Source organism: Parafrankia elaeagni (genome assembly GCF_000374165.1).
Taxonomy (GTDB): domain Bacteria; phylum Actinomycetota; class Actinomycetes; order Frankiales; family Frankiaceae; genus Parafrankia; species Parafrankia elaeagni.
In genome coordinates this window covers 1-22,726 of record NZ_KB893729.1, presented here as the reverse complement: position 1 = coordinate 22,726, position 22,726 = coordinate 1, and the positions used below count along the sequence as shown (strand labels likewise).

The window sequence follows — 22,726 nt, the reverse complement described above, 5'->3', positions numbered from 1 at the left end:
CCACAGAACCGTGGAGCTCCGGGGTTCGAGGAACGTGCGGGCCTGCGGTGCGTGGTACGCTGAAGATCAGGTCGGTCAGGTACGGGCCAGTCAGGTACGGGCCAGGTACGAATGTCGCCACCTGGGCGATGTCATCCTGGGTGATGCCATCCTGGGTGGCGTCATCACCGGTCGCGGCCAGCCGGCGGTTCTCATCGCCGGGGTTAGGTGGCCGTCGTGGCGGCAGGCCAGATGATTCCTTTTCTCGGTTGCGCCTTTTTCGCGCGTTCCGACGACGGCGGCGGCGCACCAGCCCGGCTTCGCGTGTCCTCGGCGGGCACCTGCCCCGACACGGCCACCGGGCCGCCCGGCGCCCGGTTCGGAGCGTTGTGAGGATCGCGATGCTCGCGCCGGTCGCGTGGCGCACTCCGCCCCGGCACTACGGCCCCTGGGAGCAGGTCGCCAGCACCATCACGGAGGGCCTGCTCGGGCACGGGGTGGACGTGACGCTGTTCGCGACGCTGGATTCGGTGACGGACGCCGAGCTGGACGGCGTGTGCCCGCACGGGTACGCCGAGGACCCGTCCCTCGACGGCCGGGTGTGGGAGGCGCTCCACGTGGCCCACGCGCTGGCACGCTCCAGCGAGTTCGATCTTGTGCACAACCATCTCGACTGGCTGCCCCTCGCGTTCGCGCCGAGCTTCCAGGCCCCCATGGTCACGACCATCCACGGTTTCTCCGACCCGCGGATCGTCCCGGCCTACGCACGGGCGGCCTCGGCCTACGTGTCGATCTCGGACGCCGACCGCAGCCCCGAGCTGGACTACGTCTCGACCGTTCACCACGGCGTCGATCTGGACAGCCTTCCGTTCTCGGCAGCGGGTGGTGACGATCTGGTCGTGTTCGGCCGGATCCATCCCGACAAGGGCACCGCGGTCGCCGTCGACATCGCCCGCCGCGCGGGACGGCGCCTGGTGATCTGCGGCATCGTCCAGGACGAGCGGTACTTCGCCGAGCAGGTCCTGCCGCACGTCGACGGGGACCGGGTCCGCTACCTCGGCTCGGTGGGACCGGACCGGCGGGCCGAGGTCCTGGGCCGTGCCGCGGCGCTGCTGCACCCGATCGCGTTCGACGAGCCGTTCGGGCTGGCCGTCGTCGAGGCGATGGCCTGCGGCACACCGGTCATCACCTATCCACGCGGAGCGATGCCGGAGGTGGTCGACGAGGGGGTGACCGGCTTCCTGGTGGACGGGCCGGTGGCCGCGGCGGCCGCGGTGGAGTCCGCCGCGGCCCTGGACCGCGCCGCCTGCCGGGCCACGGCGCGGCGGAGGTTCTCCACCGCGCGCATGGTCACCGACTATCTCGCCGTCTACGCCACCGTTCTCGCCGGCCCTACCCGCTGATCCCGCCGTCGCCCACGCGGGCCCGCCCGGTGGGGACCATGCGGGCGAGGAGCCGGTCGACGGGCACGCTGGCCATCCCGATCCGGGTGTCGCCGATGCCGTACGGCAGCCACAGCAGGCCGTCGTGGATCAGGCTTCCGCAGGAGTAGACGACGTTGGGGACGTAGCCCTCGGTCTCCTGCCCGAGCGGGGCGAGCAGTGGTTCGGGCAGCGCCGCGACCATCCTTCCCGGGTCGTCGAGATCAAGCAGGATCGCGCCGATGGTGTACGTCCGCATCGGTCCGACGCCGTGGGTGAGGGTGAGCCAGCCGGCCGCCGTCTCGATCGGGGATCCGCAGTTGCCCACCTGGAGCAGCTCGAAGGCGGCCCGCGGCCCGTGCAGTGGCCGCGCCGGCTCCCAGACCTGCCCGTCGTCGGAGGCCGCCAGTCCGGTCGACTCGCCGTCGGAGCGGCAGAGCGCGAGGTGACGGCCGCCCACCAGCCGCGGGAACAGGGCCATGCCCTTGTTGCGGGCAGCCGGGCCGGCGAGCGGTGCGGTGGTGAAGACCCGCAGGTCGGGGCTGGTGAGCAGGCGCGGGGAGATGTCCGTGCCGTCGAAGGCGGTGTAGGTGGCCCGGTAGTCCGCGGTCCCGTCCGGTGCGGTGAACCGGACGAACCGCGCGTCCTCCATGCCGTTGCTCTCGCTGGTGACGGTGGGCCACAGGACCCGTTGCGGCAGGGTGCTGTCGGACGGGAACTCGACCCGCCGCAGTGATCCGGCGATCGAGCGGATCCCGGCGATGATCCCGGGCGCCTGAGGGCGTCGGAGCAGGTCGGGGGGAACCGCGGCGAAGGCACGGGAGAGGTCGGGGTCGGATTCGGGGTCGGATTCGGGGCCCGGGCCGGGGCCGGATTCGGGGCCGGGGCCGCTGCCGGGCCGCCGCGGGTTCAGGCTCTGCAGGACCGCACGGGTGACCTCGTCGTCGAGCCCGTGTTCGGTGAGCACGGCGCGCAGCCGGGTGGCCTCCCACTCGACGGGTACGGCGACGCCGGTGGTGAGGGGGCCGCTCCGCGGCTCCAGGCGCACCGCCGGGCCCGGGCCGATCACCGCGGCGGCGAAGCCGATCGAGGACAGATGGCCCTCCCCGACGGCACGCAGGCTCAACGCCAGGCGCAGCGCGCCAGCCGGCAGCCCGGCCTGGTCGGGGTGCGGCACCGCCGAGGGGTTGGTGACGGCCGCGCCCTCCACCGCGTACTCGGCGGTGAAGCAGGCGCCGAGCAGCAGACTGCGCGCCGGGGAGAGCTCCGCGGGTACCGGCACCCGCGGCACCACCACCGCGGCGTGCCGCGCGAGGATGCCCCGGTAATCCCGGTGGCGCGGTTCGAACCGTTCGAGGAGGCCGGCGACCAGGCTGTCGACCTCCCGCTCGGGCAGGGCGAGGGCACGGGCCACGATGCCGGCGGCCCGGGAGTGCGGCTGGCTGCCCTCCTCACCGGGGAGGAAGAGCTTCGCGATGACCCGGTCGCTGTTCGGGGCGAGCCCCAGCGGATGCCGCGTGACCAGGTCGCTCTGGGCCGACCCGGTGTCTGTGGTCCGGGTGCTCCTGGTCAGGGCGTCAATGCCAGGAGGCGGCGGGCGTGCTGGCCCGTGGAGAGCAGCGCAAGCGTCGATTCGGCGCCCTGGTTGAGGTTGCGGCCGCCGGACTCGAGCCCGTCGTAACAGCCGCCGGTGTCGGGGTTGAGTAACGCCGTCGAACTGTCGTTGTCCCCGAGGAACCACCCGTGGGCGCGACCGAGACCGGCCAGCCACCTTTTCCGCCCGGTCGCCGCGTGGGCGCGGGCGCAGGCGTCCGCGATCGCCGCGGCCTCGATGGGCTGCTGGTCGAAACCGGGCCCGGGATCCGCCCCCCGCCGGCGACCGCCGACCGGGGTCGGTGAGAGGTTCCCGTCCCGGGTCTCCACCTGGAGCAGCCACGCCAGCAGCCGCAGGCCGTCCGCGAGCACCGTCTTGTCAGGCAGGCACATGCCGGCGAGGATCAGCGCCTCCGGGACAGCCCCGTTGGCGTAGCGCAGGGTGGGTTCCGGCCACGGCCACCCCGGGTCGGCACCGACCGGTCCGATCACCTCGACAGCGGCGGTGAGCAGCGCGCGCGCCGGCTCGTCGTCCGGGTGGGCGAGCAGCAGCTCCCCGGCGCCGAGCGCCGCGAACGTCATGGCCCGCGGCCAGGGCGAGCGTCGCCCCGCGCTGGCCAGGAAGCCGGCCCGCGCCGAGGCCCGCAACCGCCGCGTCGGCGCGGACGCGGCGGCGGTGCCCAGCCCCCACAGCGCCCGGCCCCAGCAGTCACCGAGACCGGGATCATCCCGCCACCGCCCGTCGCTGTCCCGCCGGTTGCGGACGGCGCCGTCCACCCCCTGCGCGGCCAGCACGAAGGCGAGGTAGCGCTCCAACAGGCGCACCAGGTCCACCCCGGGCGACGGCTCGCGGGCAAGGACGACCAGCCCGCGTGCGACGTCGTCCACGCAGTAGCCGTGCTCCCGGCGTGGCACCGAACCGAGGGCGTGCTCGAACAGTCCGATGTCGTCGGTGAGCCGGAACAGGTGGTCGAACGAGATCGCGGAGCTCACCGGGCCGCCGGCATCGGCGCAGGCACGGGCACGGGCACGGGCGTCGTCGACGGCCGGCTCCCGGTGCGGGCGACCAGTCCGGCGGCCAGCTGCCGGTAGCGACCGGCGACCGCCGGCCACAGCAGGTCGGGTGCCTGGACGGCCGCGGCACTGGCCAGGCCGGCGCTCACCGCCTTGTCGGTCGTTATGCGACGCACCGCGGCGGCGATGGCCGCCGGGTCCCGGTGCGGCACGAGCAGTCCGCTGCCGTCACCGAGAAGCTCGACCGCATGCGGGAACCGGGTGGCGACGATCGGCCGCAGCGCGGCGACCGCCTCGATGAGGACACCGGAGGTCACCTGGTCGACCGAGTCGTACGGCAGCAGGACGACATCGGCCCGGCGCACGAGCTCCGCGAGGGACACCGGGTCCAGGTAGCGGTCGTCGAAGCTGACCGAGCCGGTCAGGCCGAGGTCACGGATCTGGGTGGCCAGCCCTTCCCGGTAGGCCTCGCCCTCCCGGGCAAGGACCTTCGGATGGGTCTGGCCCGCGATGACGTAGTGCGGTGCGGGGTCAAGGTCGGCGAGGTCCGCCATCGCGGCGATACCCCACTCGATGCCCTTCCCGGGCCCGATCAGGCCCCAGGTGAGGATGGTCGGCCCGCCGCTGTGCTCCGCCGGCGCCCGGCGGTTGTCCGCCGCGCCGTGCGGGATGACCACCACCCGTCGTGGATGGATCCGGAAACCCTCGACGAGCCGGACCCGCGCGGTCTCGGTCATCACGACCACCGCGTCGGCCGACGCGACCACGGACTCCAGGACCTGCCGCTGGTGCGGCGTCGGTTCCACCAGCACGGTGTGCAGGACGACGATCACCGGAACGTCGAGGGCGTCGAGCACCTCGAGCACCTCGTCGCCGTCCGGACCTCCGTACACGCCGTACTCGTGCTGCACCACGACGACGTCAAAGCCGTTCAGGAGCCGTGCCGCCGCCCGCGGGCCGCCCGGCGTGCCGGCGATGAGATCCCCGACCAGAACCGGCCGGCCGGCCGGTCCGGACGGGCCCGGTGGGCTGGCCAGCGGTGCGGCTGGCCCAGCCAGCCCAGTCGGCCCGGCCGTGGCACCGGCTCGGTCGGTGGCGTCCAGAAGGCGCACCACCCCACTGGACGCACCGAGCGCCGGGCTGTTCAGCTCATCGAACAGGGCGGCTGTGAAGGTGGCGAGACCGCACTGGGTCGGCGGATACGTACTGAGAAAGCCATAACGCAGGGGCACGAACTGATTCCTCCCAGGCTTGAGCCGTGTGGAGGAGTGCCGGCCGCCAGCGGGGCCCACAACGAACACGATGATCGGGTCATGACCCGGGCACCCGTCGCGCCGGAGGTTGACACTCAACCTTGTCGAGTGTTAGCCCACTTATAGTCTTCGGGAATATCGAAAGCAACCGGAGACCACCCGGCACCGCCCACTGCCGGGTCCGGCACGTCTGGCGGCGCACCGTCCGCCGCCCTGGCCGGGATCTTCACCCGGTCGGCGTGCCACAGCGCGTGAAGGGCGGCCGTGGTCGCCGGTGAGCCCGCATCCTCGAACGGACCGTTTTCGTCACCACGGACGAGATATCCGGAGAATGGACGGGCCCGGCGATCACCCTGGCCGAGACACCCGCACCGGCCGCGCAGTCAAGGAGACCAGTGATGACCACACCCACGGCGCCCTACTCCCGTACCCTCGATCCGGCAGAGGTCCACGAGGCCCTGCTCCCGGACGGGCACTGGCACGTCCTGCGTGAACCCCGGTTCGAAAACGTCGAGATCGGCGAGCAGGTCGTCCCGTGCCTGCGAGCCCTCCTCGAGAACAGAGCCGGGGAGATGCTCGTCCCGATCGACCAGATCCGCGGGTGGATAGTCCAGAGGCCCGACCCTCGATGAGCGGCGTTCGGGCGACGGAGGCCCAGGCCGCGCGGCACCCCACCATCGAGGAGACACCCGCCCATGGCTGACACCCGGTGGGGCTACCGCCCCCACGACAGCGCTGTGGTCGTCCTGTGCGACTCCGAACAGGCCGCACGCAAGCACGCCGTGGACGGCGCGACAGCAGTCGTCCACCGAGACGGGCGATGGGTCGGCCTCCCGGCCGAGCCGCGTGAGACAGCCGACCGCGACTGACCAGCACACCGCCGCAGCACGGACGACTCCTCCCCGCGTGCCTGGGCACCACGCGTGCCTGGGCACCACGCCGGCCACCTTCCGGTCCGCCGCCTCACTCGGCCGTGCCTGCGCCGCCCTGAAGCGGCCACACGCCGTCTCTCCGGCACTCGGCCGGCACGCCCCCCGGCACGGCCCCGGCACGGCCACATCATGCAACGCCCCCCGCACCCGACAAAGAAGTCGACACCTGGGGGGACATTGCCGTGACAGGCTGCACCGGATCTTTGATGTAGATCCACAGAACATACATAACGTACTGCGACTGTCACAGTCGAGATACCTGCCGCACGAACCTCGGGACCCGGCGAGTAATGCCTTGTCCTCTAGCTGCCATCTTCCTCGTCAGTCTACTGCCACCATTCAGGCTCCTCCATACTTGCAAGGGCTGCAATAATCTCGAAAATGTAACCCGCATCATCATCAACAACAATTCGGCAGAGACCAGAGACGAGGACCCTGTGGCAGACGGCGGGACGAGAGAGCGACGGGCCGCGGTGATTGGCGGTGGTATTGCTGGACCTGCGATTGCCATCGCGCTGAAGAACATCGGGATCGAGTCGACCGTCTATGAGGCCGAGTCGGCACCTCGCGCCGATGGAGGATTCTTCACTCTCGCTCCGAACGGGCAGCACGTACTGGCCGAGATGGGCCTTCTGGAAGAAACGACCGCACGTGGAGAGTACTGCAGCGGAATCACCTTCCTTGATCACAGGGGGGATGAGGGCGGCACGATACCGGACCCGCGAATTCTGATCGAGCGGGCAACTCTGCATGACCTGCTGCACGTACACCTCGCCAAGCTGGGTATCCCGGTCGAGTTCGGGAAGGCTGTCACGGCGGTCCGGACGGACGCGGAGACCGCAGTAGCCGAGTTCGCCGACGGCAGCACTGCGACCGCCGACCTGATGATTGCCTGTGACGGCATACACTCCGCCGTTCGGCGCAGCCTGTTCCCCGATTTCCCGGCACCCACCTACATAGGCCTGGTGCATTCCTCGGGTTTCTCCTCCGGCGACGGTTTTGAAAAGATATCACCCGAGGCCCTGTACATCGCGAATGGCCATCTCACCAGTATGGGATACCTGCGCAACTCGGACGGCGATGTGCTCTGGTGGGACGTACGCTCCTGGCCGGGCGAGCCACCCCGCGCCGAGGTCGCCACTATCTCCGACCAGGAGTGGCTGGCCCAGCAGGTCAAGCTTCACCAGTCCGACGCACCACTGATGAGCCAGATTCTCGAGGCAACCCGCGGACCCGTTTCCAGGTTCTTGAACTTTAAGCTCGACGACCTGCCCACCTGGCATTCCGGTCGAGTCTGTCTGGCCGGAGATGCGGCCCACGCAATTTCGCCCCACGCAGGTCAGGGGCTGTCGATGGCTCTCGAGGACTCAGTGGCCCTGGCCCGCTGCCTCCAGGATTCGGCGGACATCCCGGCCGCGTTCGCACAGTTCCAGCTGGCCCGCCAGGAACGGGTTCGCGAGGTGGGCGGCCTTGGCCGCATGAACGACGAAAGAATCCTCAAGGCCAACGGAGCAGCCACCGTCGGCGAGCAGGGATCGAAACCCCCGGCAGAGGTACTCGAGGCGTTCAAGAAGGTCCAGGCCCACCGGATCTGATCGACGGGTGTCGACGGCATGACATGATTGGAGGCCGGGAGGCAGCCGAAGCTGCTGTCCCGGCTCCGTCATCCCCCTCCAGCGCCCGCTCGGCTGCTCCGGCCCCGGGCTCTCTCCCAGCCGTGTGTGCGGTGTGGTCCGGGTGTCAGGTGCTGGCGGGCAGCAGTTCGCCGATCAGCTTCTCGATACGGGCACGGATGTCGTCACGGATGGGGCGGACCGCGTCGATGCCCTGGCCGGCGGGGTCGTCGAGTTTCCAGTCCTCGTAGCGTTTGCCGGGGAAGACGGGGCAGGCGTCGCCGCAGCCCATGGTGATGACCACGTCGGAGGCCTGGACGGCCTCGACGGTGAGAACCTTCGGGGTTGCGGCGGTGATGTCGATACCGACCTCGCTCATCGCGGCGACGGCGGTCGGGTTGATCTGCTCGGCGGGCATGGAGCCGGCGGACCGGACCTCGATCCGACCGGCGGCGAGGTGGGTGAGCCAGCCGGCGGCCATCTGGGAACGACCGGCGTTGTGGACGCAGACAAAAAGCACCGAAGGCTTCTCGGACACGGGCAGATCCTTTCTCACCAGGTGAGCCTGTGCGGCCGGGACGGGCCGCGGCGTGAGGGTCAGCGGGGGGCGGGCAGGGTGAGGTCGGGGAGCATGCTGGCGATCAGCCCGCGGACCCGGTGATCGATGTCGTCGCGGATGGCGGCGATCTGGTCGGCCGTCGCGCCGTCGGGGTCGTCGATCGGCCAGTCCTCGTAGCGTTTGCCGGGAAGGTAGGGGCAGCGGTCCCCGCAGCCCATCGTGATGACGACGTCCGCGGCGGCGAGGATGTCGCTGGTCAGCGGCTTGGGGAACTCCTCGTCCAGGCTCAGACCGATGTCCTTCATCGCCGCGACGACCTCGGGATGGATGTGCTCACCCGGGTCGGAGCCGCCGGTCCGGATGTGCAGCGCGGTCCCGGCATGGTGCCGGGTCAGCGCGGCGGCCATCTGCGAACGACCGGCGTTGTGGACGCAGACGAACAGCACCTCCGGGACCCGCTTGGCGATCAGGCCGCGGGTCGCGCCGAGGGCTTCGAGGCGTTCCCGGGTCAGCCGCTCCGCCAGCGTCGGGAGGAACAGGGTGACCCGCGCGGTTCGGGCGAGCTGGCGATAGGAGTCGACGAGCACCTCACGCACTTCCGTGGCGTCGAAGGTGGTGTCGTAGGCGTAGGCCAGCCGTTCCGCCGCGGAGTGCAGTGCCCGCGCGGTCACCGGGTCTGGATCGGACAGATCCCCGGAGTCGGGCGCGGTGTCCGGTGTGGTACCCGGCGTGGTCATGAGACCCCTCCAGAAAGTCGTGGCTGGGCGGTGCCGTTCGGCGCCGCGGTGTCCTTGTGCGGGAGCAGGACCTGGGCGGCCTGCGCCGGGGCGGTCGGGGTCGGCGGGTAGAACAGCCGCACCAGCCCGTACCCGACCAGCCCCCCGGCGGCCTGCACGGCGATGAACGCGGGCACGGAGGCGGGGGCGATCCCGGCGAAGGTGTCGGAGAACATCCGCCCGACACTGATCGCCGGGTTCGCGAAACTGGTGGAGCTGGTGAACCAGTACGCCGCACCGATGTACGCGCCGACCGCGGCCGGTGCCCGCTCACCCCGCCCGGAACGCACCAGCGCGAAGATCAGCAGGATGAGGCCGGCGGTCGCGACGACCTCGGCCAGCAGGTGTGACCCCGAGGCCCGGTGATGTGTGGAGATCGAGACCGCCGACCGGTCGAACATCAGATTCGCCAGCACCGCCCCCGCGACACAACCGGCGACCTGCGCGGGCAGGTAGGCGGCGGCATCCCGCCACGACAGCCCTCCGAACGCGGCATCGACCACGGTGACCACCGGGTTGAAGTGCGCCCCGGACACCGGTCCGACCATCAGAATGATCGCGTACAGGCCGGCGGCGGTCGCCGCGGCGTTCTCGACCAGCTGCAGGCCGGTCTGGTCGGGGCTGAGCTGCTGCGCGGCGATCCCCGACCCGATGACCAGCGCGGCGAGCAGCATGCTCCCCACCGCTTCGGCGGCCAGCCGCCGCACCAGCGGCGGCTGGCTCTCCTCGTTGCCTGACACCTTCGGCGTCAGCGTGCCGCGCCGGCAGACGCCGGTTCGATCGTCATCGTGGGCGCGCACACGGGCCCGCAGTCACACGCCGACCCCGGGCCATCACCCGGCTCGACGGTCCGCAGCTGCGTACCGGCGCCCTCGGCGGTGCCGGCGCTCTCGGCGATGCCGGCGCTCTCGGCGATGCCGGCGCTCTCGGCGATGTCGGCGAGCACCGTGTAGATCTCCCACGGCGCGCCGTCCGGGTCATCGACCCACACCTTGTCCTGCAGCGCGTAGCAGCAGGCGGTGTTCTCCTCCACCGCCGTCACCAGCCCCGAGTCCTGCAGCCGGGCCGCGGCGGCGGACACCTCCTCCGACGTCTCGATCTCCACGCCCAGGTGGTTCAGCGCCCCCGCCACTCCGGCGCCGCGGGCGTCCGGGTTCTCGATCAGCACCAGCTTCAGCGGCGGCACGTCCACAGCGAAGTTCGCGTACCCCGGCCGCCGCTTCGCGGGCTCGACCCCGAACAGCTTCGTGTAGAACTCCACCGCCGCGTCCACGTCGGACACGTTCAACGCCAACTGCACCCTGGCCATCACGACCACCCTTCGCATCGACACTCGTCTATGTCCTTGCCAGCCCGAGGATGGACGGACACATAGACGGCTGTCAATAGCTGAGGCATGCTGGAGGCATGGCGACCACCTCTCCGCCGGCGGCCCTCCCGGTTGTCGAGCCGCCGAGCGATCACCCGTCCGGCCTCGCGGGGGCCATCTCGACCTGCTGCACCCCGCTCACCCGCGCACCGCTGTCCGCCGAGGAAGCGGACACGCTGGTCGCCGTCCTCAAGGCCATCGCCGTCCCCACCCGGCTACGACTCCTGTCGATGATCTACGCGCGGGACGGTGGCGAAGCCTGCGTCTGCGAGCTCACCGAACCCCTCGGCCTCACCCAGCCCACCATCAGCCACCACCTCAAAGTCCTCGTCGACGCCGGCCTCATCACCCGCGACAAACGTGGCGTCTGGGCCTACTACCGCGCCGTGCCCGAAGCACTCGCCGCTCTCGCCACCGTGTTCAGCCCACGCCGGTAACACCCGGCTGGGGCGGGTCCGGCCGGCGGCCTGCCGCGACCGGCTGGTTGCGGCGGACCATGTCGATGATCTGGGTGACGGGACCGGTCACGAGCAGCTCGTCGCCGGGCCGCAGCCGGGTGTGCCGGCTCACCCGGTACTCCAGCTCGGCCTTCTCGGCCCCGACCGCGAGGACCCGGGTGCCGGTCGCCAGCTCCTCCAGCGTCGGGCCGGCCAGGGCACTGCCCTGGTGGACCGTCATCCTCGCGACCAGAAACGGCGTGCGCTTGACATAGAAGGTGCTGATCACGTGGTAGCCGAGGGCGGCGCCGACGAAGTAGGGCGTGGCCAGGGCGGACGCGCTGCGGGCTGTGTGGACGTCGAACAGGCGCTCCACCTCGTCCGCCATCGTCGGGCCGGAGGTCCGCAGCACCACCCGTAGCCGGGTGTCCGGAATGCGCTCCGGCTGTTCGTCGTGGGCCTCCCGGGCGGAGAGCACCGCCTCCAGGTTGGCGGCTCCGTCGCTGCTCAGCGCCGCGATCGTCGTCGCACGGGGCATACCGGCTTCCAGCAGCGTCGACCGGACGGCCGCGTCGCCGATGACGACGGGAACGCGCAGTTCGCGGGCCACCGGCAGATAGGGGTTCGTCTCGTCGCGTTCGATCACGACGACCTGCCGGCCGGCGAGCAGCAGCCCCTCCATGGTCGCCAGGCCGACCGACCCGAGCCCACAGAGCACGACGTGGCCGTCGATCGCCCCGATCCGTCCGCGGCCCAGCGCGCGTTCCAGCCGACGGCTGATGATCACGTTGGTGATGAAGGCGTAGACGACCGCGATCGACAGCGCCCCGGCCAGCATCAGCACGATCCCGAATGCCTGGAGCCAGTTGTCCGCGGCACCGAAGTTGAAGTCGCCGTAGCCGACCGTCACCATTGTTTCGACCGTCAGGTACAGGGCGTCCAGCGGGGAGAAGCCGGCAGGGGCCTCCGGGTTGTGGCTCTCGTAGGCCAGGGACAGGACCACCGTGCTGACGCCCATGACCGTGAGAACGGCGGCCAGCGCCCAGCGGAACGGCCGGTCGAACTCGCTGCGGATCATCGCGGCGGTCTCGCTCAGGCGTGTTCCGGGATGCCGGCGGGTGGCGTGCAGCTCCAGCTGGGACCGCAGCGCGTGGTTCCGCCGGCGAGCCGCTGCCGGGGTGGTGGGGCCGGCTGGCCGCCCCCGCGAGGACGTGACTCCGGCAAGGTCCTCTCCGGTGCCCTCGGCCGCGTAGCCCACGAGGGTCGAGAACAGCCGCGCGTCGTCCAGGCCCGCCACCGTGATGTCGCGGGCGCCGTACTCGAACGTCCGGCCGATGACCGTCAGCCGGTCACCGGGGCGCAGGGACACGTCCCGGGGCGGGCAGATCTCGACGAGCCGTTCCCCGCGCCGGTGCAGCGAGATCGGGGTCAGGTCTCCGTAGATGTCCCGGAAGATGCCGGGCCGCTCCACCCGTTCGTCGACGACGGTGAAGATCTCACGGCTGGTCGGGCCGCCCGCGCCGGGACGGTTGAGAGTGAAGGCGTGCAGGACGTCCGAGCGGACGCAGGCCATGACGAAGCCCGGGCTTGCCAGCTCCGCCCGGTTGAGCACCCGGGCCTGCGGGAGTGCCGCGGCGAGCTGATCGCCGAGCTGCGCGTTGTCGATGCTCAGGACGAGCCGGACCGCCGGCGCGGTCTCCGCGGTCACCATCGCCGTCTGGAGGTTGGCGAGGTCGGACTCGTGGCAGGCCACGACCGCCAGCGCGGTGTCGACGCCGGCCTCGCACAGCGCCTCCGCCGTGTGCGGGCTCTCCACCACCAGGCGGGCCGCCCACCGCTCGAGCTGGCGTCCCCCGGTGGGCGCGTAACGGTCGTCGACGACGACCACGGCCACGCCGGACCCGATCAGCTGCTCGGTGATCCGCAGGCCCAGGTCACTCAGTCCGCACACGATGACGTGGCCGACAGCCGCTGCCATGTCTTCCCCCAGTCGACGCTCCGGACCTCCGAAGTGGGCGGACAGCCTGGAAGCAAGATACGGGCGCGACGAGGCACGCCCAGGGGGCGGCCGCAGCCCGCCGGGAGGTCGGGCAGGCTCGCGGTTCACCCACCACCAACCCGGGCAGTAGTCGAATGGACACGTCAGGCGACGTGCGTGACGTCAGGGCCGGGCGCCTCGGGGCGCGCGGCTTCCAGGAGGCACTGTGACCGCTGTTGTCCCAGATCCTGTCGACGCAGGCCTCGTCGTCCCGCCGGCGGGCTTGGACGTGCTGATCCACGCGCTGCGGGAGCGGGGCTACGAGGTCGTCGGTCCGACGATCCGCGACCGGGCGATCGTCTACGGCGAGATCACCGACGCCGGGCAGCTGCCGGTGGGCTGGACCGACGTGCAGAACGCCGCCAGCTACCGTCTCGAACGCCGCGCCGACGACGCCAGGTTCGGCTATGCGGTCGGCCCGCATTCATGGAAGCAGTTCCTGCTGCCCCCGCGGCTGCGACTGATGCGTATCCGGCAGAACCGGGACTCCGACGCCCAGAACGACGCCCAGAACGACGTCCAGATCGAGGAGGAACCCCCGCCGGCCGCCCCGCTGGCCCTGATCGGCGTGCGTTCGTGCGAGCTGAACGCAGTCGCGATCCAGGACCGGGTTCTGGTGACCGGTCGCTATCCCGACCGGGACTACGCCGTTCGCCGTGAGGGACTGTTCATCATCGGTGTCAACTGTCATGAACCCGGTGGGACCTGCTTCTGCGTGTCGATGGACACCGGACCGGCGATACGCCGCGGCAGCGGCTACGACCTGCTCCTCAGCGAGATCCTCGAGGGCGAGCACCGCTTCCTGATCGAGGCGGGTACCCCGCGCGGCGCCGAGCTCCTGGCCGCACTGAACGCCGCCGAGCTGAACGCCGCCGAGCTGAACGACTCCGCCGGGAAGGACACAGCCGGGGATGACGAGGACGCAGCCGGGAGGGACACCGCCGGGAGGGACACAGCCGGCACGGCCACCGCGAGCGTCACCGGCCCGGGAGGATGCGCTGTCGGCCGGGCCGCCCGGCCGGTGACCTCCGCCGACCGCGCGGCGGCGGAGGCTGCGGTGGAGCGGGCGGCGGCACGCATGGGCAGGGTGGTGGATGCGGGCGGTCTGCGTGACCTGCTGGCCGCGAGCCTCGACCACCCTCGCTGGGACGACGTCGCTGAGCGGTGCCTGACCTGCGGCAACTGCACCATGGTCTGCCCGACCTGTTTCTGCGTCACGGTCGAGGACGTCGGCGACCTGGCCGGCGGTGAGGCGGAGCGCTGGCGCAGCTGGGAGTCGTGCTTCTCGTTGGACCACTCCTACCTGCACGGTGGCGCCGTGCGCGCGGCCCCGCGTTCCCGCTACCGGCAGTGGCTCACCCACAAGTTCGGTACCTGGCACGACCAGTTCGGTTCGTCCGGCTGTGTCGGCTGCGGGCGGTGTATCACCTGGTGCCCGGTCGGCATCGACGTCACCGAGGAGCTGGCCGCCATCCGGACGAACGTCGCCCCGGGAGACCCGCCCCGATGACGGCCTGCCACCCGCCTTCGTCGCCCGCGCCGCACACCGCTTCGGTCACCGAGGTAGCCGAGGTAGCCGCGTTCACCGAGGTCACCGCGTTCGCCGAGGTGGCCGCGTTCGCCGGGATGCGGCCCGAGCACCTGGCGGTCCTCGACGGCTGCGCCCACGAGATGACCTTCGGGACTGGCGAGGTGCTCTTCCGTGAAGGTGAGGTGGCCGACACCCTGCACCTGGTCCGCGCGGGAACCGTCGCGATCGAGATGTTCGTGCCGGCCCGCGGGGCCATCACGATCGAGACCGTGGGCGCCGGCGACGTCGTCGGCTGGTCCTGGCTGTTCCCGCCGTATCGGCTGCGTTTCGACGCCCGGGCGCTGACGGCCGTGGAGACGGCCGCGGTCGGAGCGGGCTGTCTGCGGGCCCGTATCGCCGAGGACCCGGAGCTGGGTTGTGACCTGTTGTTCCACCTCGCGCGGGTGCTCGCCGGGCGCCTGTCGGCGACCAGGATGAGGTTGCTTGATGTCTATCGGAACCCGGCCCGGAGCTGAGGCGGCGGCGCTCGCGGGGCCGGCCGTCAGCGCGCAGACGCCGCGGCTGTTCCGGGTGGCCGATCGCGTCCAGGAGTCACCTGACACCTGGACGCTGCGGCTGGTGCCCGGCGACGGCGGTGTGCCGGTCGTCGCGGCTCCCGGGCAGTTCACGATGCTCTACGCCTTCGGCGTCGGCGAGGTGCCGCTGTCGGTCTCCTCGCTCCCGTCGGAGGTCCCCCCACTGCTGCACACCGTTCGGGCCGTCGGGGCGGTCACCGAGGCGATCTGTGCCACGCGGCCCGGCGGCATGCTCGGGGTGCGGGGGCCGTTCGGGCGTGGCTGGCCGCTGGACGAGATCGTGGGACGCGACGTCCTGCTCGTCGCGGGTGGGCTGGGGCTCGCCCCGCTGCGCCCGGTCGTCCAGTGGATCCTGCGGCGGCGGGACGAGGTCGGCCGGGTCGCGCTCCTGGTCGGCAGTCGCACACCCGCCGACGTGCTCTACCACGCCGACCTCGCGGAGCTGGCGGCCCGGCCCGATGTCCAGGTCCTGCTGACGGTGGATGCCGCCGATCCCGGCTGGAAGGGGCGGGTCGGGGTGGTCACCGCGCTGCTGCCGCAGGCCCGCTTCGACCCGGCGCGCACCGTCGCCCTCACCTGCGGGCCGGAGATCATGATGCGGCTCACCGCGCAGGCGCTGGTCGACGCCGGCATCCCCGCGCACCGCGTCCACCTGTCGATGGAACGGAACATGCACTGCGGGGTCGGCCACTGCGGCCGCTGCCAGCTCGGCCCGCTGCTGCTCTGCCTGGACGGCCCGGTCTGCGACTACGGCCGCCTCGGCCCACTCCTACTCGTCCGAGAGCTGTAGACAGTGTCTCACACCATCGCGGACCTGCCCTTTCCCGGCACGGTCACCCGGCCCACGCTGGCCGTCTGGAAGTTCGCCTCCTGTGACGGCTGCCAGCTGACCCTGCTCGACTGCGAGCACGAGCTGCTCGCACTCGCCGCGGCCGTCGACGTCGCCTCGTTTCCGGAGGCGTCCAGCGCCGTTGTCGCCGGCCCCTACGACCTCTCACTCGTCGAGGGCTCGGTCAGCACCCGCGAGGACGCCGAACGCATCCACCAGATCCGGGCCGCGTCCCGACGTCTGGTCACGATCGGCGCATGCGCGACGGCCGGCGGTGTCCAGGCCCTGCGCAACTTCGCCGATGTCGACGACTTCGTCGCCGCCGTCTACGCCACCCCCGCCTACATCTCGACGCTGGCCACGTCCACACCGATCTCCGCGCACGTCCGCGTCGACTTCGAGCTGCGCGGCTGCCCGATCGACCGCGGCCAGCTCCTCGAGGTCATCAGCGCCTTCCTCGCCCGTCGACGCCCGACCGTCTCCTCCGCGTCCGTCTGCACCGAGTGCAAACGCCGCGGAACGGTGTGCGTCATGGTCGCGCACGGCACGCCCTGCCTGGGCCCGGTCACCCACGCCGGCTGCGGCGCCCTCTGCCCTGCCTATCACCGTGGCTGCTACGGCTGCTTCGGCCCGATGGAGAGCCCCAACACCACCGCGCTGATCCACCAGTTGCGCGTCCTGGGAATGAGCGACGACGACGTCGACCGGGTCTTCCACACGTTCAACGCGGCCGCCCCGGCGTTCCGTGACGTGGGTGGCGCACCATGACACCCGCTCGTCCCCCCGACCGACCGGACGAACCGCCGCACGAACCGCCGCACGAACCGCCGGACGAACTGCCGGACGAACTGCCGGTCCGGCTGAGGGGAGCGTCCTCGGCCACGACGACGATCGCACCGCCGCCGCTCACCCGGGTGGAGGGCGAGGGACGCCTTGTCGTCCGCATCCGCGACGGGCGGGTGGAACAGGCCCAGCTCCGGATCTTCGAGCCGCCCCGGTTCTTCGAGGCCCTGCTGCGCGGTCGGGCGTTCACCGAGCCGCCGGACATCACGGCCCGCATCTGCGGCATCTGCCCGATCGCCTACCAGATGAGCGCCCTGGCGGCGATCGAGCGGATCTGCGGGGTCGAGGTCACCGGCCCGGCAGCCGACCTGCGCCGGCTGGTCTACTGCGGCGAATGGATCGAAAGCCATGCGCTGCACGTCTTCCTGCTGCACCTGCCCGACTTCCTCGGCGCCGACAGCGCGCTGGAGCTGGCACGCTCGCAGCCACGGCGCGTGAAGCAGGGCCTGATCCTCCGGAAGGCCGGGAACGAGCTCATCCGGGTCATCGGCGGACGTTCGATCCACCCGATCAACGCGCGGGTCGGCGGCTGGCACCGCGCGCCGCTCCGCGCCGAGCTGACCGCACTGCGACCGGTCCTCGAACAGGCCCGCGAGATCGCGCACGACACCGCCCTGTTCGCGGCGACGCTCGACTTTCCGGACGACCACCTCGACGGGCCCTTCGTCGCGCTCCGCCAGCCCGGGGTCTATGCGATCGAACGCGGCCGGATCACCGCCACCACCGGCCTCGACATCACCGCGGACGAGTTCGACGACCACATCACCGAACATCAGGTTCCATGGTCGAACGCTCTGCACGCGACCCTGGCCGACGGCCCCTACCTGTGCGGCCCCCTGGCCCGCTTCGCGCTGAACGCGCCCTGGCTGGCTCCGGCCGCCCTCGGGACGGCCGCCGCGGCCGGCCTGCGCGCCCCGGAACGAAACCCCTTCCGAAGCATCCTCGTCCGCTGCGTCGAGATGGTGCACGCCGCCGACGAGGCCCTACGAATCATCGACCGCTACACCGAGCCAGCCGAGCCCGCGCTGCCCGCCGACCCACGCGCCGGCACCGGGCACGGCGCGACCGAAGCTCCGCGCGGGCTGCTTTATCACCGCTACACCACCGACTCCGCGGGCACGATCCTCGACGCGAAGATCGTGCCGCCCACCTCACAGAACCAGCGGGCGATCGAGAAGGACCTGCGCGGCGTCCTCGGACGTCACCTGGACCTGCCGCACCCCGACCTCACTCTCCTGTGCGAGCGAATCATCCGCAACCACGATCCCTGCATCTCCTGCGCGACGCATTTCCTCACCCTGGACATAACGCGGACATGAACCCTCCGGGGCACCACGGGCAGAATCATCCGCGGCTGAAGGTCATCGGCGTCGGCAACCCCTACCGGGGTGACGACGCCGCGGGAGTACTCGTCGTCCGGCGCCTCGCCGCCGGACGATGCCCACCCGGCACCGAGATCATCGAGCACACCGGGGAACCCGCCGGTCTGCTTGCCGCCTGGGCGCACGCCGACGTCGTCTGGCTCATCGACGCCGCGGTCTTCGACGCTCCGCCCGGCACCGTGCACCACGCCGTCATCACCGCCAGCCACGGCTCGCCCGCCGAGATCCTGCCACCGGGCCTGCGCGGCACGTCCACCCACGCGCTGGGCGTCGCCGACGCCGTCGAACTCGCCGGCGTCCTCGGCCTGCTGCCGCCCCTTCTGGTGATCTACGCGATCCGAGCCGCCGACCTCACCACCGGCGCCGTCCCAAGCCCACCTGTGGACGTGGCGATCAGCAGGGTCACCTCCCTGGTGGAGTCCGAGACCCGCCGTGAAGGGGCGGGCCGAGTCGGCGATGCCGACTGCCGACTCGCCGGGGATGGGGGTGACGCCCGTGGCGACCAGGTCACCAGGTCACCAGGTCACCAGGTCACAAGATCGCAGAATCACGGATGTCGCGAGCCGCGCGCGAATGGCGCGGGGCGTAACTTACATGGCAGGTAAGTTACAGATGGTGTGAGCAGGTGCGGGGAGGCAGGGTGAACCGCCCCGGGTTCGGTGGAGACACGGCCGCGCCGCCTCGACCAGCAGGGGCGTAAACCGCTCCGCCCACCGCTACACGGCCACATGATCAATCTCGATGCCACGTTCCGCGAGCATCCGCGTCACCGTCGACCAGCTCACCGCCACGATCAAGACCCTGCTCAAACGCATCCAGTACCGACCCGACCTCATCACCGGCCTCCTCGGCCAGACTGACCTATCCCTCGACCCGGAACCCCCGTAACCAGACCCCGACCATTCAAGCTCTGTAGCGCCGCTGGCCTACCGGGCCGGGTGACGTCGCCTGGTCGAGGCGCATGGCCGGCTGGTAAGCGACGCAGTGGCCGGGGCCGGCTCGTTTCGCGACGTACATCGCGACGTCGGAGGCGTTGAGAAGCCGATCGGCATTGGCGAGGCCGGTACCCGAGATTGCCACTCCGACACTGGCGGTGATCGTAACGTCGGCTTCCGGTAGCGCGATCGGCTTGGCAAGTGCGGTAATGACGCCTTGTGCCGTTCGCTCGAGTTCCATGATCGTGGAGACCTGTTCGCAGAGGATGGCGAACTCGTCGCCGGCAAGCCGGGCCACGACGTCATCCGGCCGAGCCGAGGCGCGTAGGCGGTCGGCTACCTCACGCAGGACGCCGTCGCCGACGAGATGACCGAGGCTGTCATTTATAACCTTGAAACCGTCCAAATCGATGAAGATGACGCCGGTACGGAGACCATCGCTCCGGCTTTGTTCGAGGTTGCACTTGAGCCGGTCGAGCAGGGCGACGCGGTTGGGGAGGCCTGTCAGGCTGTCGTGCAACGCACGGTAGTTGGCTTCGCGTTCCATCGCGAACCGGACCGCTGCGGCACCGAGCACACTGGCGACCGCGTCGACAAATTCCACCTCGCCAGGTGTGAACGGCCCGGCCGCCGTCCCCTGACTGTCGTCCTCGTGAAACTCCCGGTTCATCCGGTAGATCGTGAGGATGGCGGCGGGCGCGCTGGGTCGGCCGAGCGGCAGGGACACAGTCAACCAGCGCCCCCTCCGGCGGAGGCTCCGCGCGCCTGTTCCGTCGCCCTGGTCCGGCGGCCCGATCAGGAGGGCGTCCCGGACAGCCACAGCGGTGACGGGAGCCGGTGGCAGCGCCCCAACCGCGGCGATCAGGTCAAGTCCGTGTCCTGGTTCGGTCACATGCACGGTGACGGCCGCATCCAGCCGGCTGGCCAGGACGGCGGCGGCGTGGTTCCACAACCGTTCCGGCTCGACGATCTGCAACGCCTGATGAGCCAGCTCGGTGACGGCGCTTTGCTCATCATGTGCTCGTTCGCGCTCCGTCACGTCTGTGGCGATCGAGGCGACGTGGCTGACCTGCCCGGCCGGATTACGGATCGGCCTCACGTGGAGATCGTAGGAGCGCCCGTAGGCCTTGATCATTCCGATGGAAGGCTCGCCGCCCATCGCTCGCCGCATCATTGTCAGCGTATCCGGGGTGTGCCTGAAAATCTCGAAGATGGATGTCCGCCCGGCAGCCTCCAGGTCCTCGGCCAGAGCAGGAACGGAGCCGCCACCTGATATTACGATCCGGCCGGACAGATCTGTAAGCCCCATGGAAACCGGACTTCTTTCCAATATCATCTGCAATTGGTCGCGAGCAGCAGCAGTATCGGTCACATCTTGGATCTGGCCGCAGCAGCAGGGCTCGTCCGCGTACTCCTCAACTCGGGTACTTACCACGATATAAATCACGCTGCCATCGAAGCGGACGAACCGGGCAAGATGCCGTGACACAGTCCGTTCGCCGCTCAGCAGCTGCGACACATCCGCCCCTCCGTTAACATCAGAAGGAGTCTTCAGAGCGTCCCAGGTGCCACCAATAAGATCGAATTTCGACCGACCTAGAATTTTGCACATAGCCGCATTTACGCGCCAGATCTGCCGATTTCGAAGACAGGTCAGACTCAGCCCGATCTCAAGGCGATCGAACAGCTCATCGTCCCAGACCCGTGTCGTCGCGCCACCCCCACTCTGTCGCGACTATCTCCTGAATACTTGCCTACACCTCACTTATCTACCCTTAATTTAGACCTTGAAACGGTCGGGTAGACCGGGGGGGCTCACCCTGTGGGGCTCCAAAATCAGGGTTTCGGCCGGTGAGCTGCGCTTTTGCAGCTGACATGATCGCCCGGGAGTGTCGTCAGGCGGCGTTGCGATATTCGTTGATCAGCCCGCCGAGGATGCGTGTGCGACGGACGGTGGACCCCGGGGTCGGGGTGACCACGGGCGGTGAGTCGGGCGGGTGCTGGCCGAGGGAACGGTGAGGCCGGTGGGTGTTGAAATGCTCGGCGTATGTGGTGAGGGCGGTGGTCAGGTGCCGTTCAGAGACGATCAATAATCTGTCGGTGCATTCGCGGCGGGCGGTGCCGACCCAGACGGTGGCGATCCCGACAGAGTAACCCAACCCGACGAGCTCGCCCTGGATCCGGCGGTGGCCCCAGGTCGGGTTCTCCTGCGCCAGGCGCAGGACCAGACCGCGGATCTCCTGGCGGACTGGTGGTCGCCCGGGCGACTTCCGCGGATAGGTCCATTTCCTGGCGAGGAGGTCACGGTGCCAGCGCAACACGGTGGCCGGGGCGACGAAGAAGACGTCCCAGCGGGCCCGGGGCAGCAGCCGGGACAGCGCCGTGAGGATCACCCGATCCTTCCGGTTCCAGCGTCGGACGGTTCACCTGCCGTCGCAACACCGCCACCTGATGTCGCAGGACGAGGAGCTCGACGTCCTTCGCAGTGTCCCCACGTACCCGGAGCAACATCAGCCCGAAAGCGTTCCGTGTCAGGGCGTGGAACAGCGACCACACCATGACCATCCAGCCTGCCCGACGCAGGCCCCGTCCGGCAGGCAAACATGCAGGTCACCATCCAAATCGGGGTTCTGGAGCCCCACAGGGTCGACGCCGTCTACGACGCCGCAGGGTACGACGCCCTGGATGTCTCGATCGAGCTGCGCGGTGGCACCACCGACCGCATCGTCACCATCGCCGACCCCCAGGCCTTCGAGCTGGGCATCGCGCTCTCCGGCGGCCCCATCCCGCCCGTTCGGGCCGAAGCTCGCCGACTACGCCGCGCCTCGCGGCCGACGGCCGGCTGAGCGTCCGGATCAACCAGCGCTTTCCGCTCGCCGATGCCGCGAGGGCCCAGGACCTGAGCGAAGGCGGACACCCCCGCGGCAAGCTGCTCCTGCGTCCGTAGCAGCCCGCCGGGTCCCGCGAACACTGGACGTCGAAGCCGTCCACCACGTCCGCGACCGCGTGCTCGACGAGGACCGCCACACCGCCCGCACCGGCAACGTGCCACTCGCGTGGGTCATCGCCCGTGACACCGCCATCAGTGCGTTACGCCTCACCGGACACAAAAGCATCGCCAAAGCCATGCGAGCCACCGCCCGCAGACTCGAACGCGTCCTCCAGATCATCGGCCTGATCAGCGGAAAAGGACTTTGGCGGCACCCTGACGCAGAGATCCTAAAGCGGCTCAATGCCGCCCGCCGCCACCGCACTCACCTGCGCGCGAACCAGGTACAACTCCTACCGCGTCAAAGATGCCAACAGACAGCGGAACCAGTCACGGCGCACTACCGGTGATCATGTTTGCGCGACCGACTCAACTAAGGGTTCGGATTGATATAAGTTAATCGTCTGGCTGGTTGATCGTGTAGTTCCAGTCTCCGTGGAAGTCATGTCTGTTGATCGGGATTCTCTCCCTGTCCTGTGTGGTGACTTTGACCTTGGTGGGATAGTCGCCGGGATCGAGCTCGCAGCGGACTGTGAGGCCGGTGGTGGTCGTCGTGTTGGCGATGAGACTGACGATGGTCTGGAAAGTGGTCAGCGGCCGGCCACGCCAGTTCGCGGTGATCCGGGAGAACAGCCGGTGCTGCCGGGTAGCCAGGGGC

24 protein-coding genes and 2 pseudogenes are annotated in these 22,726 nt (G+C 70.2%); 14 read left to right on the top strand and 12 right to left on the bottom strand.

Going from position 1 to position 22,726, the window contains the following annotated elements:
• Positions 1-380 precede the first annotated feature (380 nt).
• Complete coding sequence (locus B207_RS0117870; protein ID WP_018637936.1) at positions 381-1,382, top strand: glycosyltransferase family 4 protein; 1,002 nt, start codon at positions 381-383, stop codon at positions 1,380-1,382.
• Here B207_RS0117870 and B207_RS34390 read toward each other — a convergent pair.
• The 3 genes from B207_RS34390 to B207_RS0117855 are packed head-to-tail and all read right to left on the bottom strand — an operon-like array spanning position 1,372 to position 5,239.
• Complete coding sequence (locus B207_RS34390) at positions 1,372-2,973, bottom strand: glycoside hydrolase family 130 protein (protein ID WP_063820936.1); 1,602 nt, start codon at positions 2,971-2,973, stop codon at positions 1,372-1,374. The two genes, B207_RS0117870 and B207_RS34390, sit on opposite strands and share 11 nt — an antisense overlap.
• Positions 2,970-3,986, bottom strand: coding sequence for a hypothetical protein (locus B207_RS0117860; RefSeq protein WP_026311174.1), 1,017 nt, complete (start codon positions 3,984-3,986; stop codon positions 2,970-2,972). The genes B207_RS34390 and B207_RS0117860 overlap by 4 nt, the downstream gene beginning before the upstream one ends.
• The gene (locus B207_RS0117855) at positions 3,983-5,239 is read right to left on the bottom strand and encodes a glycosyltransferase (protein WP_018637933.1); all 1,257 of its coding nucleotides are present in this window, start codon (positions 5,237-5,239) and stop codon (positions 3,983-3,985) included. Before B207_RS0117855 ends, B207_RS0117860 begins: the two co-directional genes overlap by 4 nt.
• A 419-nt stretch (positions 5,240-5,658) precedes the next feature.
• On the opposite strand from B207_RS0117855, the gene B207_RS0117850 reads away from it, so the two are divergent.
• The 3 genes from B207_RS0117850 (at position 5,659) to B207_RS34385 (ending at position 7,787) form a co-directional block, all read left to right on the top strand.
• Positions 5,659-5,892 (top strand): hypothetical protein, encoded by a 234-nt coding sequence (locus B207_RS0117850; RefSeq protein WP_018637932.1) that lies wholly within the window; start codon positions 5,659-5,661, stop codon positions 5,890-5,892.
• A 63-nt stretch (positions 5,893-5,955) separates the two neighbouring features.
• Positions 5,956-6,129, top strand: a complete 174-nt coding sequence (locus B207_RS39850; RefSeq protein WP_018637931.1) for a hypothetical protein — start codon at positions 5,956-5,958, stop codon at positions 6,127-6,129.
• Between the two features lie 500 nt (positions 6,130-6,629).
• On the top strand, positions 6,630-7,787 hold the full coding sequence (locus B207_RS34385; RefSeq protein WP_195905311.1) for an FAD-dependent oxidoreductase: 1,158 nt from the start codon (positions 6,630-6,632) through the stop codon (positions 7,785-7,787).
• Between the two features lie 145 nt (positions 7,788-7,932).
• On the opposite strand, the gene B207_RS0117835 is transcribed toward B207_RS34385, so the two are convergent.
• From B207_RS0117835 to B207_RS0117820, 4 genes are read right to left on the bottom strand one after another with little or no spacing between them, the layout of a single operon-like run.
• Positions 7,933-8,343, bottom strand: coding sequence for an arsenate reductase ArsC (locus B207_RS0117835; RefSeq protein WP_018637929.1), 411 nt, complete (start codon positions 8,341-8,343; stop codon positions 7,933-7,935).
• Positions 8,344-8,402: 59 nt separating this feature from the next.
• On the bottom strand, positions 8,403-9,101 hold the full coding sequence (locus B207_RS42340) for an arsenate reductase ArsC (RefSeq protein ID WP_018637928.1): 699 nt from the start codon (positions 9,099-9,101) through the stop codon (positions 8,403-8,405).
• Entirely contained in the window at positions 9,098-9,880 is a 783-nt protein-coding gene (locus tag B207_RS0117825; RefSeq protein ID WP_026311172.1) for an aquaporin, read from the bottom strand. Before B207_RS0117825 ends, B207_RS42340 begins: the two co-directional genes overlap by 4 nt.
• Before the next feature lie 8 nt (positions 9,881-9,888).
• Complete coding sequence (locus B207_RS0117820; RefSeq protein WP_026311171.1) at positions 9,889-10,449, bottom strand: ArsI/CadI family heavy metal resistance metalloenzyme; 561 nt, start codon at positions 10,447-10,449, stop codon at positions 9,889-9,891.
• A 98-nt stretch (positions 10,450-10,547) separates the two neighbouring features.
• Here B207_RS0117820 and B207_RS0117815 point away from each other — a divergent pair, with 98 nt between their 5' ends.
• Positions 10,548-10,946, top strand: a complete 399-nt coding sequence (locus tag B207_RS0117815; protein WP_018637925.1) for an ArsR/SmtB family transcription factor — start codon at positions 10,548-10,550, stop codon at positions 10,944-10,946.
• On the opposite strand, the gene B207_RS34380 is transcribed toward B207_RS0117815, so the two are convergent.
• Entirely contained in the window at positions 10,930-12,924 is a 1,995-nt protein-coding gene (locus tag B207_RS34380) for an NAD-binding protein (RefSeq protein WP_018637924.1), read from the bottom strand. The genes B207_RS0117815 and B207_RS34380 overlap by 17 nt on opposite strands.
• 226 nt (positions 12,925-13,150) lie before the next feature.
• On the opposite strand from B207_RS34380, the gene B207_RS41600 reads away from it, so the two are divergent.
• From B207_RS41600 to B207_RS37000, 6 genes are read left to right on the top strand one after another with little or no spacing between them, the layout of a single operon-like run.
• Positions 13,151-14,494 (top strand): 4Fe-4S dicluster domain-containing protein, encoded by a 1,344-nt coding sequence (locus tag B207_RS41600; protein ID WP_018637923.1) that lies wholly within the window; start codon positions 13,151-13,153, stop codon positions 14,492-14,494.
• Positions 14,491-15,030: a cyclic nucleotide-binding domain-containing protein gene (locus B207_RS0117800; protein WP_018637922.1), complete on the top strand. Its 540-nt coding sequence runs from the start codon at positions 14,491-14,493 to the stop codon at positions 15,028-15,030. Before B207_RS41600 ends, B207_RS0117800 begins: the two co-directional genes overlap by 4 nt.
• Positions 15,002-15,880 (top strand): FAD/NAD(P)-binding protein, encoded by an 879-nt coding sequence (locus B207_RS0117795; RefSeq protein ID WP_018637921.1) that lies wholly within the window; start codon positions 15,002-15,004, stop codon positions 15,878-15,880. The genes B207_RS0117800 and B207_RS0117795 overlap by 29 nt, the downstream gene beginning before the upstream one ends.
• Positions 15,881-15,883: 3 nt before the next feature.
• Positions 15,884-16,687: an NADH-quinone oxidoreductase subunit B family protein gene (locus B207_RS0117790; protein ID WP_018637920.1), complete on the top strand. Its 804-nt coding sequence runs from the start codon at positions 15,884-15,886 to the stop codon at positions 16,685-16,687.
• Positions 16,684-18,081 carry a Ni/Fe hydrogenase subunit alpha gene (locus B207_RS0117785; RefSeq protein WP_018637919.1) on the top strand — a complete coding sequence of 466 codons (1,398 nt, stop codon included), beginning with the start codon at positions 16,684-16,686 and terminating at the stop codon, positions 18,079-18,081. Before B207_RS0117790 ends, B207_RS0117785 begins: the two co-directional genes overlap by 4 nt.
• Entirely contained in the window at positions 18,078-18,749 is a 672-nt protein-coding gene (locus B207_RS37000; RefSeq protein ID WP_018637918.1) for a hydrogenase maturation protease, read from the top strand. The genes B207_RS0117785 and B207_RS37000 overlap by 4 nt, the downstream gene beginning before the upstream one ends.
• Before the next feature lie 51 nt (positions 18,750-18,800).
• Here B207_RS37000 and B207_RS41595 read toward each other — a convergent pair.
• The 3 genes and pseudogenes from B207_RS41595 to B207_RS41590 form a co-directional block, all read right to left on the bottom strand.
• Positions 18,801-18,959: pseudogene (locus B207_RS41595) on the bottom strand (IS6 family transposase); the annotation flags it as partial.
• An 88-nt stretch (positions 18,960-19,047) separates the two neighbouring features.
• On the bottom strand, positions 19,048-20,712 hold the full coding sequence (locus tag B207_RS34370; RefSeq protein ID WP_268258208.1) for a sensor domain-containing diguanylate cyclase: 1,665 nt from the start codon (positions 20,710-20,712) through the stop codon (positions 19,048-19,050).
• A 262-nt stretch (positions 20,713-20,974) separates the two neighbouring features.
• Positions 20,975-21,680: pseudogene (locus B207_RS41590) on the bottom strand (integrase core domain-containing protein).
• A gap of 2 nt (positions 21,681-21,682) precedes the next feature.
• On the opposite strand from B207_RS41590, the gene B207_RS0117760 reads away from it, so the two are divergent.
• The 3 genes from B207_RS0117760 to B207_RS41585 are packed head-to-tail and all read left to right on the top strand — an operon-like array spanning position 21,683 to position 22,418.
• A complete protein-coding gene (locus B207_RS0117760) occupies positions 21,683-21,925 on the top strand; it encodes a hypothetical protein (RefSeq protein WP_026311167.1) in 243 nt (80 codons plus the stop codon).
• A complete protein-coding gene (locus tag B207_RS42915) occupies positions 21,922-22,026 on the top strand; it encodes a hypothetical protein (RefSeq protein WP_407671430.1) in 105 nt (34 codons plus the stop codon). Before B207_RS0117760 ends, B207_RS42915 begins: the two co-directional genes overlap by 4 nt.
• Before the next feature lie 59 nt (positions 22,027-22,085).
• Positions 22,086-22,418, top strand: a complete 333-nt coding sequence (locus B207_RS41585) for a hypothetical protein (RefSeq protein ID WP_230205080.1) — start codon at positions 22,086-22,088, stop codon at positions 22,416-22,418.
• A 46-nt stretch (positions 22,419-22,464) separates the two neighbouring features.
• Here the strand turns inward: B207_RS41585 and B207_RS0117755 are convergent.
• Positions 22,465-22,726, bottom strand: a 262-nt coding sequence (locus B207_RS0117755; protein WP_018637914.1) for an ISAzo13-like element transposase-related protein, incomplete at its 5' end; no start/stop codon positions are given.